The sequence below is a fragment of the Acinetobacter sp. ANC 4558 genome, from assembly GCF_002135375.1.
In the GTDB taxonomy this organism is placed as follows: Bacteria; Pseudomonadota; Gammaproteobacteria; order Pseudomonadales; family Moraxellaceae; genus Acinetobacter.
On record NZ_NEGH01000008.1, the window covers coordinates 176,948 to 192,297 of the forward strand.

General features: G+C 38.5%; 11 protein-coding genes, 1 tRNA gene and 1 pseudogene. All 13 read right to left on the minus strand.

The window, feature by feature from the left end; translation table 11 throughout:
• Window positions 1-4: 4 nt before the first annotated feature.
• Window positions 5-637: a hypothetical protein gene (locus B9T31_RS11280; protein ID WP_213033235.1), complete on the minus strand. Its 633-nt coding sequence runs from the start codon at window positions 635-637 to the stop codon at window positions 5-7.
• On the minus strand, window positions 624-1,766 hold the full coding sequence (locus tag B9T31_RS11285) for a glycosyltransferase (RefSeq protein WP_086182057.1): 1,143 nt from the start codon (window positions 1,764-1,766) through the stop codon (window positions 624-626). The genes B9T31_RS11280 and B9T31_RS11285 overlap by 14 nt, the downstream gene beginning before the upstream one ends.
• 2 nt (window positions 1,767-1,768) lie before the next feature.
• Window positions 1,769-2,404, minus strand: a complete 636-nt coding sequence (locus B9T31_RS11290) for a PIG-L deacetylase family protein (protein ID WP_086182058.1) — start codon at window positions 2,402-2,404, stop codon at window positions 1,769-1,771.
• A 349-nt stretch (window positions 2,405-2,753) separates the two neighbouring features.
• Complete coding sequence (rpoC, locus tag B9T31_RS11295; RefSeq protein ID WP_086182059.1) at window positions 2,754-6,956, minus strand: DNA-directed RNA polymerase subunit beta'; 4,203 nt, start codon at window positions 6,954-6,956, stop codon at window positions 2,754-2,756.
• A gap of 145 nt (window positions 6,957-7,101) precedes the next feature.
• Window positions 7,102-11,190 (minus strand): DNA-directed RNA polymerase subunit beta, encoded by a 4,089-nt coding sequence (gene rpoB / locus B9T31_RS11300; protein ID WP_086182060.1) that lies wholly within the window; start codon window positions 11,188-11,190, stop codon window positions 7,102-7,104.
• Between the two features lie 306 nt (window positions 11,191-11,496).
• The gene (gene rplL, locus B9T31_RS11310) at window positions 11,497-11,862 is read right to left on the minus strand and encodes a 50S ribosomal protein L7/L12 (protein WP_068885622.1); all 366 of its coding nucleotides are present in this window, start codon (window positions 11,860-11,862) and stop codon (window positions 11,497-11,499) included.
• A 48-nt stretch (window positions 11,863-11,910) separates the two neighbouring features.
• The gene (gene rplJ / locus B9T31_RS11315) at window positions 11,911-12,417 is read right to left on the minus strand and encodes a 50S ribosomal protein L10 (RefSeq protein WP_086182062.1); all 507 of its coding nucleotides are present in this window, start codon (window positions 12,415-12,417) and stop codon (window positions 11,911-11,913) included.
• A gap of 297 nt (window positions 12,418-12,714) precedes the next feature.
• Window positions 12,715-13,410, minus strand: a complete 696-nt coding sequence (gene rplA, locus B9T31_RS11320) for a 50S ribosomal protein L1 (RefSeq protein WP_086182063.1) — start codon at window positions 13,408-13,410, stop codon at window positions 12,715-12,717.
• A gap of 3 nt (window positions 13,411-13,413) precedes the next feature.
• Window positions 13,414-13,842: a 50S ribosomal protein L11 gene (gene rplK, locus B9T31_RS11325; RefSeq protein ID WP_086182064.1), complete on the minus strand. Its 429-nt coding sequence runs from the start codon at window positions 13,840-13,842 to the stop codon at window positions 13,414-13,416.
• Between the two features lie 117 nt (window positions 13,843-13,959).
• Window positions 13,960-14,493 (minus strand): transcription termination/antitermination protein NusG, encoded by a 534-nt coding sequence (gene nusG, locus B9T31_RS11330; RefSeq protein WP_004920613.1) that lies wholly within the window; start codon window positions 14,491-14,493, stop codon window positions 13,960-13,962.
• Between the two features lie 7 nt (window positions 14,494-14,500).
• Window positions 14,501-14,941, minus strand: a complete 441-nt coding sequence (gene secE / locus B9T31_RS11335) for a preprotein translocase subunit SecE (RefSeq protein WP_086182065.1) — start codon at window positions 14,939-14,941, stop codon at window positions 14,501-14,503.
• 72 nt (window positions 14,942-15,013) lie between these two features.
• Window positions 15,014-15,089, minus strand: a tRNA-Trp gene (locus tag B9T31_RS11340).
• 52 nt (window positions 15,090-15,141) lie between these two features.
• Window positions 15,142-15,350, minus strand: a pseudogene (locus B9T31_RS11345) (elongation factor Tu); the annotation flags it as partial.

A 15,350-nucleotide genomic window follows, 5' to 3' on the forward strand; every position in this document is an offset into this window, starting at 1 on the left:
AATCCTAAATGTTTTTAATTATTTCTTGTTTAAGAAAATATTTTCCTGAAGCTAAATTTTTTTCGACTAATACTTTAGGGCCAATTACTGTATTTTCAGCAATGATTCGACCAGGTAAAATGACTACTTGAACACCTAAAGTTGATCCTTTTCCAATCAAACAGCCTAATTTTTGTTTTTGAGTATCTACTAAAGAACCATTAACAAACACATGAATATTTTTTTTATCTAAACGATGATTACTTGTTCTGACTTGTGCAGCCAAATATGTGTTTTTTTCTATTTTTGAATCTGCAACAAAAGATTGTGGTCCAACACTGACATTATCTTCAATAATTGAATTTTTAACTTCAGTAGAAAACCCTAATCTCACATTATTACCAATATAAGTATTTCCTCGAATCAAAACACTATTACCAATTAAACTATTTTCTCCAATAAAAACTGGTCCTTTAATAATTACATTTTCACTAATAACTGTTCCTATTCCAATAAAAACAGGTCCATATGTTTCATCAATAACAATATTTTTTTTAATTTTTTCATTTTTATTATATATTTTATTCATAATCGACTGATGTAATTTATTTAAATATTGTATTTTCGATTCCAATAAATCTAATTCATTCCACCACATTTTTATATCTCTTTGGTTTATCCCTTTCAGGTTCTACTCCAGTAAATAATGCTTTTATACCGTAGATTAGCCACATTAAATAAGCTAAAACCACATAAAATAATGCAAAAGGAGCTAAAATAATTAATCGCCATGATTTATGATAAATTGCGCTAATAATTCCAATAACAAAAACGACAATGACCCATAAGAATGGAAATAAAACGAGAAGTAAATTTATAAAATAATGATCTGAAGCTACTGTATTAATTAGCAAGGTAATATAAATATATAATGCATAAACAATGACAAGAAACATTGGTAAAATACTAAAAATACCATAGCGACTGAATAATAATTTTTTATGTAACTTCATACATACTGCATAACCTGAAATCCAACGACGCCATCGTTTCCACTCATCTTTAATGGAGTTACATTCTTGTGGAAAAACAATACATCTATTCGCTTGTCTTATTTTGTAACCTTTCGAAACTAGAGTCCAAGTTAGATCTAAGTCTTCAACCTTAGTGCGATCTGAAAGCCCATACTGACGTAAAACATCTGTTTTAAACATGCCACATGAACCACTTATAATAAAAGGTGCGCCTCCTAACCATTGTTGAAATGTTCTTTTCATAATAATCATAGGCATTTTTACCGTTGCCCGAATATATGGAAGTAATTTGGCATGATTCAAATTTGATGAAGGTATTCCACCAACTGCATCTGCACCTTTTTCAATTTCTACAAGCATATAACCCAAACCTGGTTTATCAGGTGGGACATAAGTATCTGCATCGGTTAAAAATACTTGGGCTGTCGTTACATAATTTAATCCATTCATCAATGCACCACCCTTTCCTGTATTTTCTTGGTGCACAACAATGAGTTTATGTGGTAACTCTAACGCTAATCGATTCAGCAAAATTTGAGTATTATCTGTTGAACCATCATTTACACAAATAACTTTATGAATATATATATTATTAACTAAACTTTTTAATGATTGTTCTATACATAACTCTTCATTATAAGCTGGAACAATAGCATCTATTGAATTTATATTTGAGCTTGGTTTTTTTCGTATATTCAAAATAAAATAGAAACCAACAACAATACACATTATAAAAAAAATTATAGTTTTCATTTTTATAATACCATTTTATAAGGAACAAAGCCTTCACTTAACAAATAGCCCGCTTGTTGGCCTCTAAATCTTGCAATTGAACGAATAAAATTTTCATCCATATATGTACGATGCATTTGACTTTCATGATATTTTAAAGCGGTGATTTTTTTTTCTAAAAATATTTCATCAAAGTTTTCAAAAACTTTAGGATTAAAATAAGTTGTAGAACTTGGCGTTTCATAACATAAAATTTGTTTAACTGCTCTAAAAGCTACAATAGATGCATCGTAAATAGCTCGATGATCTTGATGACGATCTTCTACATACATCGTATAGATTCTTTTAATTGTTGAAGATAAAGATACTTCCTTAAAAATATTTTCTAATACTGTAATTATTTCAGATAGGTTAAGTGCTAACTTTGTATCTTCAAAATCAAAAAAAAATGATTCTTTAACACCTAATGCATTTAATGCATATCTTGTTTCAATCATTCTATTTTTATTTTGCGGGTTACCCTTATCACCTAGAGATAATACAATTGCATATATATTAAAACCATCATTCGCTAACTTTGCTAAACTAGCCCCACATCCTAATTCAATATCATCAGGATGTGCTCCTATAGCAATAATTCCTTGATTCTTAAAAATCATATTATTTTTAATTCTATTTTATCTAAGCATCTATTTTTACCACAAAGTGTGATGAAGTTCAACATTCTAACTTTTGATGAAAAAATTAATCCATGAATATGAATAATATATTTGAAATACTAAAAACCTAGATAAATAGTAAGGTATAAACCATCTATTCATTTAAAATAAAATTATATGATTTTTCTAATACACTATTTATATAATTAAATTCTTATTTAAATTAAAATAATTAGCTGATAAAAATTTAACCCTATATTTTGAATAAATTTTTTTTTATATTTATCTTCTATCAAAATAGAACAAATAAAAAAGACACCCTAAGGTGCCTTTTTTATTACAGTTTCAATTATAAACCGTTATTAAACTCTTCGTTAAATGCTTGACTTAACGCCTGATCTACATCAGTAAAGTCATTTTGAAGCTCAATTTCAGCAGCTTCCGCTTCTTGACGACGACGCTCTAGATGGTATGCCAATCCTGTACCCGCTGGAATTAGACGACCCACTACCACGTTCTCTTTCAAGCCACGTAAATCATCTTCTTTACCTGTAACAGCAGCTTCAGTTAACACACGTGTTGTTTCCTGGAATGATGCAGCAGAGATAAATGAATCTGTAGAAAGTGATGCTTTCGTGATACCCATTAATTGACGTTCATACTTCGCTGGGAACTTGTTTTGTGCAAGTACAGCTTGGTTCTCACCAACAACACGGATGTAATCGACTTGTTCACCTTTGATAAAGCTTGTATCACCACCATCAACAATATCAACTTTACGTAACATTTGACGCACAATGACTTCAATGTGTTTGTCATTGATTTTTACACCTTGTAGACGGTAAACGTCTTGAACTTCGTTCACGATGTAATTCGTCAATGCCACTTCACCTTTCAATCGTAAGATGTCATGCGGGTTCTGTGGACCATCAGAAACTGTTTCACCACGGTTTACATGCTCTCCCTCGAAGACGTTCATAGTACGCCATTTCGGGATCAATTCTTCGTAAATTTCTGAACCATCATCAGGAGTAATGACTAGACGGTTCTTACCTTTGGTTTCTTTACCGAAACTAACGATACCCGATACTTCTGCAAGAATCGCATGCTCTTTTGGTTTACGCGCTTCAAACAAGTCAGCAACACGCGGTAAACCACCCGTAATATCACGTGTACGTGAAGTTTCTTGTGGCACACGACCAATAACGTCACCCACACCAATCGTTTCGCCATCACGGACAGTCAGAATGGTATTTTGTGGTAAGAAATAGAATTGCTCACCACCATCCACTGTATCTAACACAACAGCTGGACGTAAGTCTTTACCAGAAGCAGGGCGAGCTGTTACAGGTAAAATTTCAACTGTAGTCATACCTGTTGCATCATCTGTTTTAGATGTTGCAGTCACACCATCCGCAATTTGGCTGAAGCGTGCTTTACCAGCAACTTCTGTAACCAATGGATGTGTATGTGGATCCCAAGTTGCTACAATTCCACCAGCTTCCACAGTTTGACCATCTTTCAATAAGATGCTTGCACCATAAGGAAGTTTATAACGCTCACGCTCACGGCCTAAATCATCCGCAATACCAATTTCACCAGAACGTGAAACTGAAACTAAGTGACCTTTTGCGTGCTGAACAGTTTTTACATTATGGAAGCGTACTGTACCATTATTACGTACTTGTACACTGTTTGCAGCTGAAGTTCTGCTTGCAGCACCACCAACGTGGAATGTACGCATGGTTAACTGGGTGCCAGGCTCACCAATAGATTGAGCAGCCATAACACCAACAGATTCACCTGGATTTACCAAGTGACCACGTGCGAGGTCACGACCATAACATTTCGCACATACACCAAATGTTGACTCACAAGCAACAACTGAACGTACCTTCACTTCATCAACACCAGCATCTTCTAAATATGCTGCAATTTTTTCGTCAATCAGTGTGTTACGTGGAAGAATAACATCATCAGAACCTGCTTTCTTCACATCTTCAGCAACAACGCGTCCTAGTACTCGAGTACCTAAGTTCTCAATGACATCACCACCCTGAATGAATGGAGTCATTACAAGACCGCCTAAAGTGCCACAATCAGGCTCAGTAATTACCAAGTCTTGTGCAACGTCTACAAGACGACGAGTCAAGTAACCAGAGTTTGCTGTTTTAAGTGCTGTATCGGCCAAACCTTTACGTGCACCGTGTGTTGAAATAAAGTACTGAAGTACTGTTAAGCCTTCACGGAAGTTAGCTTTAATTGGTGTTTCAATGATCGAACCATCTGGTTTTGCCATCAAACCACGCATACCTGCAAGCTGACGAATCTGTGCTGCCGAACCACGGGCACCAGAGTCTGACATCATGTAGATAGAGTTAAATGATTTTTGCTTCTCATCTTCACCCTGTTTGTTTTTAACCGTGGTATAAGACAAGTTATCCATCATTGCCTTCGCCACTTGGTCGTTTGTACGCGCCCAAATATCGACAACTTTGTTATAACGCTCACCTGCAGTTACGAAACCTTGCTCAAATTGATGTTCAATTTCACGAACTTCAGTTTCAGCTTTTTCAATAATTGCTTGCTTTGTAGGTGGAATAAGCATGTCTTCCATACCTACAGACACACCTGAACGTGTTGCTTGACGGAAACCCAAGTACATTAATTGATCGGCAAAGATAACTGTATCTTTAAGACCTAACTTACGGTAGCAAGAGTTAATGATCTTAGAAATATTTTTCTTCGTCATTTCTACGTTAATTTGTTGGAAATCCATACCTTCAGGTACAACTTCCCAAAGCAAACAACGTCCTGGTGTTGTGTCAACAATAATCGTTTGTTGTTCACGTTCACCATTTTCATTGATTACTGTTTGATGTACACGTGCTTTAACACGTGCATGCAAATTCACTTGACCAGTAGCGAGTGCACGGTTTACTTCATCAGTATCTGCAAACACCATGCCTTCGCCTTTGGCATTGACTGCATCACGTGTGATGTAATACAAACCTAAAACAACGTCCTGAGATGGAACGATGATTGGCTCACCATTTGCTGGAGACAAAATGTTATTTGTAGACATCATTAACGCACGAGCTTCTAATTGAGCTTCGAGTGTTAATGGTACGTGTACCGCCATTTGGTCACCATCGAAGTCAGCGTTGAACGCAGCACAAACGAGTGGGTGAAGACGAATCGCTTTACCTTCAATTAAAGTAGGTTCAAATGCTTGAAGACCTAAACGGTGAAGTGTTGGCGCACGGTTCAACATAACTGGATGTTGACGAATAACAGAAGCAAGAACGTCCCAAACTTCTGGCGTTTCACGCTCAACCATTTTCTTCGCAGCTTTAATAGTTGTAGCTTGACCAGATGCTTGTAGTTTAGCGAAAATGAATGGTTTGAATAATTCAAGTGCCATCTTCTTCGGAAGACCACATTGGTGTAAACGTAAGTTTGGACCAACTGTAATTACCGAACGACCAGAATAGTCAACACGCTTACCAAGTAAGTTTTGACGGAAACGACCTTGCTTACCTTTGATCATATCTGCCAAAGATTTAAGCGGACGTTTATTCGAGCCTGTAATCGCACGACCACGACGACCGTTATCTAAGAGTGCATCGACAGATTCTTGTAACATACGTTTTTCATTACGTACGATAATATCTGGCGCTGCAAGGTCAAGAAGACGTTTCAAACGGTTGTTACGGTTAATCACACGACGGTAAAGATCGTTCAAATCAGAAGTCGCAAAACGACCACCCTCAAGCGGAACTAACGGACGAAGATCTGGTGGAAGTACTGGCAATACAGTTAATACCATCCACTCAGGCTTGTTGTTAGATTCTTTGAACGCTTCCATTAACTTCAAACGCTTAGACGCTTTTTTAAGCTTAGTTTCTGAAGTTGTGTTTGGAATTTCTTCACGAAGACGTGAAATTTCATTTTCAAGATCGATATCTTTCAATAAATCTTGAACTGCTTCTGCACCCATTTTCGCAACAAATTCGTCACCATGCTCTTCTAATGCATTGAAATATTCTTCATCATTCAAAAGCTGATATTTCTCAAATGGTGTCATACCGGGATCGGTAACAACATAAGATTCGAAATACAATACACGTTCGATATCACGAAGCGTCATATCAAGTAACAAACCAATGCGGCTTGGTAATGATTTTAAGAACCAAATATGCGCAACAGGAGATGCAAGGTCAATGTGACCCATACGCTCACGACGAACTTTTGCAGTCGTGACTTCAACGCCACATTTTTCACAAATGACGCCTTTGTACTTCATACGCTTGTATTTACCACACAAGCATTCATAATCTTTTGTTGGACCAAAGATTTTTGCACAGAATAAACCATCACGTTCAGGTTTAAACGTACGATAGTTAATTGTCTCAGGCTTTTTCACTTCACCATGAGACCATGACTTAATCATTTCTGGTGACGCAAGACCAATACGGATGCGGTCGAACTCAACTGGAGCATGACCATCAGAATCCGTTTTTTTGCGCATGATATCGAGCAAGTCTTTCAATTTTTTTCTCCGTGTGTCGAGAAAATTTTCATTTCTCGACTGGGTCACAAATATTGTTTTTGACTGAAATTTGGCAATTTCTTTTAACCTCTCTTAGATTATGAGAGGTGATCTCCCCTCATTTGAGGGGGATTAAAGAAATTTCTTAGTCACCATTTTTCAATTCAATGTTGATACCTAAAGAACGGATTTCTTTAGTCAATACGTTGAACGATTCAGGCATACCTGGATCCATATAATGGTTACCATCTACAATATTCTTATAGATACGAGTACGACCTTCAACATCATCCGATTTAACAGTGAGCATTTCTTGTAGAGTATAAGCTGCACCGTATGCTTCAAGTGCCCAGACCTCCATCTCACCAAAACGCTGACCACCGAACTGTGCTTTACCACCAAGCGGTTGTTGAGTAACAAGTGAGTAAGAACCTGTAGAACGTGCATGCATTTTATCATCAACCAAATGGTTAAGTTTAAGCATGTACATATAACCAACAGTCACTGGACGATCAAATTGCTCACCCGTACGTCCATCATACAACGTCGTTTGACCTGTACGTGATAGACCAGCTAAATCAAGTAATTCTTTGATTTGACCTTCTTCAGCACCATCAAATACAGGCGTCGCTAATGGAACACCAGCACGCAAGTTGCCAGAAAGCGTTAGAATTTCTTGATCTGTTAAGCTATCAAGATCTTCTTGCTCACCACCGACTTTGTTATAGATTTTGTCTAAGAATTCACGAAGTTCAATAATCGTACGTTGTTCTTTCATCATCTTGTCGATTTGATCGCCAAGACCTTTAGAAGCCATCCCTAAATGCGTTTCAAGAATCTGACCAACGTTCATACGTGATGGTACGCCCAATGGGTTAAGAACCACATCAACTGGTACACCATTCGCATCGTGCGGCATGTCTTCTACAGGTAAGATGTTTGATACAACACCTTTGTTACCATGACGACCTGCCATCTTATCACCAGGCTGAATACGACGTTTTACTGCAAGGTAAACTTTAACAACTTTTAAAACACCCGTTGTTAACTCATCACCTGTAGAAAGCTTACGTTTTTTCTCAGCAAACTTCTCATCAATTTCAGCACTCTTTTCTTTTAAGAATACTTGAATTTGAGTCAAACGCTCAGCAATCGCTTCATCACTTGGTTGAATATCAAGTAAATCTACAAGTTCTAAACCAGATAAAGTTTCCTCAGAAAGCTTATCGCCACGTTTCGTTGTACCGCCACCGTTAGATTCTTGACCTTTCAATAAGCGGATAATACGTTCGCGAGCAGCTTCTTCAAAGATTTTGAACTCTTCTTTCAAATCTTTACGGTAGGCATCTAATTGTGCTTTTTCAATTGCTTTCGCACGGTCATCTTTTTCAATACCGTCACGTGTAAACACTTGAACGTCAATTACTGTACCTTTTACACCGGAAGATACGCGTAATGATGAATCTTTAACATCAGCAGCTTTTTCACCAAAAATTGCACGTAACAATTTTTCTTCTGGTGTCAACTGCGTTTCACCTTTAGGTGTAACTTTACCAACAAGAATATCTCCTGCAGTAACTTCAGCACCAATATAAACAATACCTGATTCATCAAGCTTAGATAATGCCGCTTCACCAACGTTAGGAATATCGGCAGTAATTTCTTCTGCACCTAACTTCGTATCACGCGCAACACATGATAACTCTTGAATATGAATTGACGTTAAGCGATCTTCTTGAAGTACACGTTCAGATAAAAGAATTGAGTCTTCGTAGTTATAACCATTCCACGTCATGAATGCGACGCGCATATTTTGACCAAGTGCTAATTCACCACCATCTGTCGATGGACCATCAGCAAGCACATCACCACGACCAACCTTATCACCCAAATTCACCAACACTTTTTGGTTAATACAGGTGTTTTGGTTAGAACGGGTATATTTGATCAAGTTATAAATATCTACGCCTGCCTCACCTGCAATCATCTCATCTTCGTTAACACGAATAACGACACGAGAAGCATCAACAAACTCAATACGACCACCACGTTTCGCAATAACACATACACCCGAGTCATGTGCTACGTTCGCTTCCATGCCTGTACCAACAAGAGGCTTGTCAGCAATTAACGTCGGAACAGCCTGACGTTGCATGTTTGAACCCATCAATGCACGGTTAGCATCATCGTGTTCAAGGAATGGAATCAGTGATGCTGCTACAGATACAACCTGCTGAGCAGATACATCCATATGCGTTACTTTTTCTGGTGGCATACGTACAAATTCGCCTTGGTGACGAACAGAAACCACTTCTTCAATTAAATTACCATCTTTATCCACACCAGAATCGGCCTGTGCAATGACAGTACCAACTTCTTCAATTGCAGATAAATATTCAACTTCATCCGTTACACGTCCATCAACAACTTTACGGTATGGTGTTTCCAAGAAACCAAAGTTATTACATTTAGCATATACAGAAAGCGAGTTGATCAAACCAATGTTTGGACCTTCAGGTGTCTCAATTGGACAAACACGACCGTAATGCGTTTGATGTACGTCACGTACTTCAAAGCCTGCACGTTCACGTGTTAAGCCACCTGGCCCAAGTGCTGATACACGACGTTTATGCGTGATTTCAGATAATGGATTGTTTTGATCCATGAACTGAGACAATTGGCTAGAACCAAAGAATTCTTTGATTGCAGCAGCAACTGGTTTTGCATTTATCAAATCTTGTGGAGATAAGTTATCCGCTTCAGCTTGACTTAAACGTTCTTTAACAGCACGTTCAACACGAACTAAACCAACACGGAATTGATTTTCTGTCATTTCACCAACAGAACGAACACGACGGTTACCTAAATGGTCAATATCGTCGACTTCACCTTTACCGTTACGAATTTCAACCAATGTTCTTAATACATCAGTAATATCTTCGTTTGATAAAATACCTTCAACTTCACGTGACTTCTGATCAGTACCTACTTCGTAAGGACGACCCAAACGACGATTGAACTTCATACGACCAACTGGAGACAAGTCATAGCGTTCAGAAGAGAAGAATAAGTTGTTAAATAAATTTTCAGCAGCTTCTTTTGTAGGTGGCTCACCTGGGCGCATTACTTTGTAAATTTCAACCAATGCTTCTTCGCGACCAGTTGTTGAATCTGCACGTAATGAATCTGCGATAAATGAACCACGATCAATATCATTCGTAAATAAGATATTAAACTGTTTAACACCGCCTTCAGCTAATTTCACCATCACTTCATGAGTTAGTGGTGTATTCGCAGAAATGATTTCCCCATCACGTAACGTAATATTTTCAGCTGTAATACGTTCATATAAATATTCATCAGGTACTGAAAGCTTAGTTAAACCTGAAGCTTCCATTTGACGCACATGACGCGCATTGATACGTTTACCTTGCTCAACAATCACCTTACCGTCATTGTCAGCGATATCAAATTGTGCCATCTCACCACGTAGGCGTTCAGGAACAAGGTCAATTTGATAACTACCCATATCTAAATATACAGGGACTTTTTCGTAGAACAAATCTAAAACTTGTTCATCGTTATAACCTAATGCACGCAAAATAACAGTCGCTAACAATTTACGACGACGGTCAATACGCACATAAACTAAATCTTTTGCATCAAACTCAAAATCTAACCATGAACCGCGGTAAGGAATGATTCGAGCAGAATAAAGCACTTTACCACTTGAGTGAGTTTTACCTTTATCGTGGTCGAAGAACACGCCTGGTGAACGATGTAATTGAGAAACAATTACACGCTCAGTACCATTGATGACAAATGTACCGTTATCTGTCATTAAAGGCATTTCGCCCATATATACTTCTTGTTCACGAACGTCTTTAATTGACTTCGTTTCGCGATCCTTAAGAATCAAACGAATTTTCACACGCATTGGCGCAGCATAAGTTGAGCCACGAAGAATACATTCGCGCACATCAAACTCTGGCTTACCAAGACTATACTCAACAAATTCTAAAGCAGCATTGCCAGAATAACTTTCAATAGGAAAAACTGAACGAAATGCGGCTTGGAGACCGATATCTTCGCGATTTTTTGGTGTTTTGCCACCTTGTAAAAATGTTCTATACGAGTCGACTTGAATCGAAAGCAAGTACGGAGCATGCATTACGCTAGGCAATTTACCAAAATTCTTACGGATCCGTTTCTTTTCGGTATATGAGTATGCCATCTGGAGTCCTCGAAAAGTATAAACCAAGCCCGCCTGCAGAACGGGCTCAGAAGGAATTACGCAGGCCGATATGGCCACCACTTTTACAAATGCTGCAATTTATAGTGGTATCAAAACGCTTACCAATATTTTTAATTTTAAAAAATATTGGTAAGCGTTTGATTTTTATCATTATTTTTAATTTGTTGATTTCAATATCAGACAAACAAAAATCGAGCCGATTATTGTAACGCAAAAAGGCTGATGACCCAAGAGCCATCAGCCATTTTTTGGAGCCGATTATAAAAAAACCGACTCCGCTTAAGATTACTTAAGTTTAACTTCTGCACCAGCAGCTTCAAGTTTTTTCTTAAGTTCTTCGCCTTCTTCTTTAGAAACGCCTTCCTTAAGAACCGCTGGAGCGCTTTCAACCATATCTTTAGCTTCTTTAAGGCCAAGACCAGTAGCTTCACGAACAGCTTTAATTACTGCAACTTTGTTTGCACCAAAAGAAGTCAATTCAACATTGAATTCAGTTTGCTCTTCAGCAACAGCAGCAGCAGGACCTGCAGCAACTGCAACTGCAGCAGCAGATACATTGAATTTTTCTTCGAAAGCAGAAATAAGTTCAACAAGTTCAAGAACAGTTTTTTCAGCAACTGCGTTTAGGATTTCTTCGTTTGTTAAAGCCATGAGAATAACTCCAAATGGAAATTGAATGGTGTGTAAATTTGTTTAAGCTTATGCAGCTTCTTGCTCGTTTTTCTCTTGAAGCGCTGTAAGTAAGCGACCCAATTTCGAAATAGGAGCTTGAAGAACAGATGCAAGCATCGTAAGCGCTTTTTCTTGGTTTGGAAGATTCGCGATAACGCTAACTTCAGCACCTTGATAAAGTTTGCCTTCAAATGCAGCTGCTTTAAGTTCAAATGCTTTATTTGTTTTCGCGAATTCTTCAAACAAGCGTGCAGCAGCACCCATGTCGTCTGCAGAAGTCGAGAAAGCTAAGATTGTTGGGCCAACAAGGTCATCGTTCAAGATATTGAATGCAGTATCTTGAAGAGCACGTTTAGCCAAAGTATTACGTACAACACGTGTAGCAACACCTAACTTACGAGCTTCAACACGAAGAGCAGTTAATTGCTCAACAGTTAAACCTTGGTAGTCAGCAACAACAGCAGCAAACGCTGTAGAAGCAATTTCATTTACTTCTGCAACAATCTGTTTTTTGCCTTCGATAAGAAGAGCCATTGTAAAACCTCCTAACGGTGATTTATGTACTTACGCGAAGTACACTCCCAATTCGCAAGTCCATTTCTGAACTTACACGCGGAGGATGAACAAATCACACCACCGCGTCTACTCAGGCTGGATAATTAAGAAAATCATCGAAATGATTTTCGCCTGAGGTCTTTGACGCTGATAAAATAAATTTATCAATTCAAAGTTCGCCTAAGGTGCAAAATTACTATTGCTAGATTTTGCGCGATTTCAAAGCAATGCCTTAAAACCACTCAGGGCTTTAAAATTCTGTAACTAAGTCAAGACTTATTTAGAAACGTTTGCAACATCAACGATAAGACCAGGACCCATAGTCGAGCTCAAAGTGATCTTTTGGATATAGATCCCTTTAGAGGTTGCAGGTTTTGCTTTCTTAAGGTCAGCTACAAGTGCTTCAACGTTTTGACGAATCGCTTCTGCAGTAAAGCCTACTTGGCCAATACCTGCATGAATAATACCTGCTTTGTCTACACGGTAACGTGCTTGACCAGCTTTCGCATTTTTAACCGCAGTCGCAACATCTGGAGTTACCGTGCCCACTTTAGGGTTTGGCATTAAACCACGTGGACCAAGGATCGTACCTAACTTACCAACAACGCGCATTGCATCTGGAGCAGCAATAACAACATCAAAGTCTAGGTTACCCGCTTGAATGCTTTCAGCAAGATCATCAAATCCAACAACATCTGCGCCTTCTGCTTTAGCAGCTTCAGCAGCAGCGCCTTGTGCAAACACAGCAACACGTACAGTTTTACCAGTACCTGCAGGAAGTGTCGTTGCGCCGCGAACAACTTGATCAGATTTACGTGGATCAACACCTAGGTTTACAGCTACATCCAAAGATTCTTTGAATTTAGCAGCAGGAAGGCTGTTAAGAACTTGAACTGCTTCTTCTAAAGTATAAACTTTATGCGCTTCAATCGCAGCAGCAATGGCTTTTTGACGTTTAGTTAACTTTGCCATGTCTTATAACTCCACTTCCAAGCCCATAGAACGTGCAGAACCAGCAATGGTACGAACACGCGCTTCTAAATCAGCACCAGTTAAATCTGGTTCTTTAGTCGTCGCAATTTCTTCAACTTGAGCACGAGTCAACTTACCAACTTTAGTTTTATTTGGTACAGCAGAACCCTTTTGAATACCAGCAGCTTTCTTAAGAAGAACAGCAGCAGGTGGAGTTTTCATGATAAATGTGAAAGATTTATCATTATACACAGTGATCACAACTGGAATTGGAAGACCCGCTTCAAGTTTTTGTGTCGCAGCATTGAATTCTTTACAGAACGCCATGATGTTAACACCACGTTGACCTAGTGCAGGACCAATCGGTGGAGATGGATTCGCTTTACCAGCTGGGACTTGCAGCTTAATATAGCCGTCAATCTTCTTAGCCATTTTAATTACCTCTGGGTTCAAACGCCGATGAAGGCTCCCCATATTTACAAGTAACGATATCGTTACAACAACAATGCCCGACTTTGTATAAAGTCAGGCCTTATCAACCAATTCCAATTATATTGTTTTTTCGACTTGACGAAATTCCAATTCAACTTGGGTTGGTCTATTAAACACGTTAATCGTCAACGTTAAACGCGACTTTTCGTATTGAACTTCTTCCACCACACCTTTAAAGTCTGTAAATGGCCCGTCAATTACGAGTAATTCTTCACCAGGCTCAAACATCGTCTTAGGACGAGGTGCTTCACCTTTATTGTGTACACGCGCAAGAATTGCATCTGCTTCTTTTTGCGTAATTGGTGCAGGTTTTTCAGCCGTACCACCAATGAATCCTAAAACTTTTGGACATTCTTTTACGATATGCCAAGTTTCATCATTCATTTCCATTTCAACTAATACATAGCCAGGAAAGAATTTACGTTCTGATTTACGCTTTTTCCCATCCTTCATTTCAACTACTTCTTCAGTAGGAACAAGGACTTCACCAAAACTATCAGCAACAGCGCTACGCTGGATTCGATCATTAAGTGAGCGCATTACTTGTTTTTCATAACCTGAATAGGCATGAATAATGTACCAACGTTTCATAGCTCTCTTATCCAATAATCAACTTAATTGCCCAGCCCAAAACAGAATCAAAACACCATAAAAGCAATGATGCAATCACGACGACAACAAGAACTTGCCATGATGTAGATACTGTCTCTTGCTTCGTTGGCCAAGTTACTCGACGTAATTCGATACGTGAATCCTTTAGCAACCGTACAAAGCTTTTACCTTGATGGGTGGCGTATAATATACCTAAAGCAACGACGATACAAGCCAAAATTACCCCAATTCGGACCCACACATCATTTGCTGGTGCCCAATATGCTGGTAAATACTGATTCGTAAACATTGCACCTGTTAATAAAATTAAGGCAACAATCCATAAAACATAGTCAAATGGGGAACCAGAATTCACAACTTCTGCTGAATTATTTCTTTGAGGGATTGGCGCGTCGCTTTGTGCGTCACGCGATTTATCATTCGACATTTTTGTACTCGTCGTAGAATTCGCGATTTATTATATGATCAATTTGGCAAGCATCAAGCTTTTTTTAAAAAATGGCAGGCCAGGAGGGACTCGAACCCCCAACATTCGGTTTTGGAGACCGACGCTCTACCAATTGAACTACTGACCTACAAGTAAGTCGAAAACCTAAATTTTCGACTTATATTTATCATACTATATTATTATGCAATTACTTTAGCAACTACACCAGCACCAACTGTACGACCACCTTCACGGATCGCAAAACGTAGACCTGGGTCCATTGCGATTGGGTGAATAAGCTCTACTGACATTTCTACGTTGTCACCCGGCATAACCATTTCTACGCCATCTTTAAGTGAGATCGCGCCAGTTACGTCAGTTGTACGGAAGTAGAACTGTGGACGGTAAC

Bases quoted from the DNA above. Each gene is read 5' to 3' on its own strand.
- rplL (WP_068885622.1), bottom strand. From the start codon at position 11,862: ATGGCTTTAACAAACGAAGAAATCCTAAACGCAGTTGCTGAAAAAACT.
- B9T31_RS11290 (WP_086182058.1), bottom strand. From the start codon at position 2,404: ATGATTTTTAAGAATCAAGGAATTATTGCTATAGGAGCACATCCTGAT.
- rplA (WP_086182063.1), bottom strand. From the start codon at position 13,410: ATGGCAAAGTTAACTAAACGTCAAAAAGCCATTGCTGCTGCGATTGAA.
- secE (WP_086182065.1), bottom strand. From the start codon at position 14,941: ATGTCGAATGATAAATCGCGTGACGCACAAAGCGACGCGCCAATCCCT.
- rplK (WP_086182064.1), bottom strand. From the start codon at position 13,842: ATGGCTAAGAAGATTGACGGCTATATTAAGCTGCAAGTCCCAGCTGGT.
- nusG (WP_004920613.1), bottom strand. From the start codon at position 14,493: ATGAAACGTTGGTACATTATTCATGCCTATTCAGGTTATGAAAAACAA.
- B9T31_RS11280 (WP_213033235.1), bottom strand. From the start codon at position 637: ATGTGGTGGAATGAATTAGATTTATTGGAATCGAAAATACAATATTTA.
- rplJ (WP_086182062.1), bottom strand. From the start codon at position 12,417: ATGGCTCTTCTTATCGAAGGCAAAAAACAGATTGTTGCAGAAGTAAAT.
- rpoB (WP_086182060.1), bottom strand. From the start codon at position 11,190: ATGGCATACTCATATACCGAAAAGAAACGGATCCGTAAGAATTTTGGT.
- B9T31_RS11285 (WP_086182057.1), bottom strand. From the start codon at position 1,766: ATGAAAACTATAATTTTTTTTATAATGTGTATTGTTGTTGGTTTCTAT.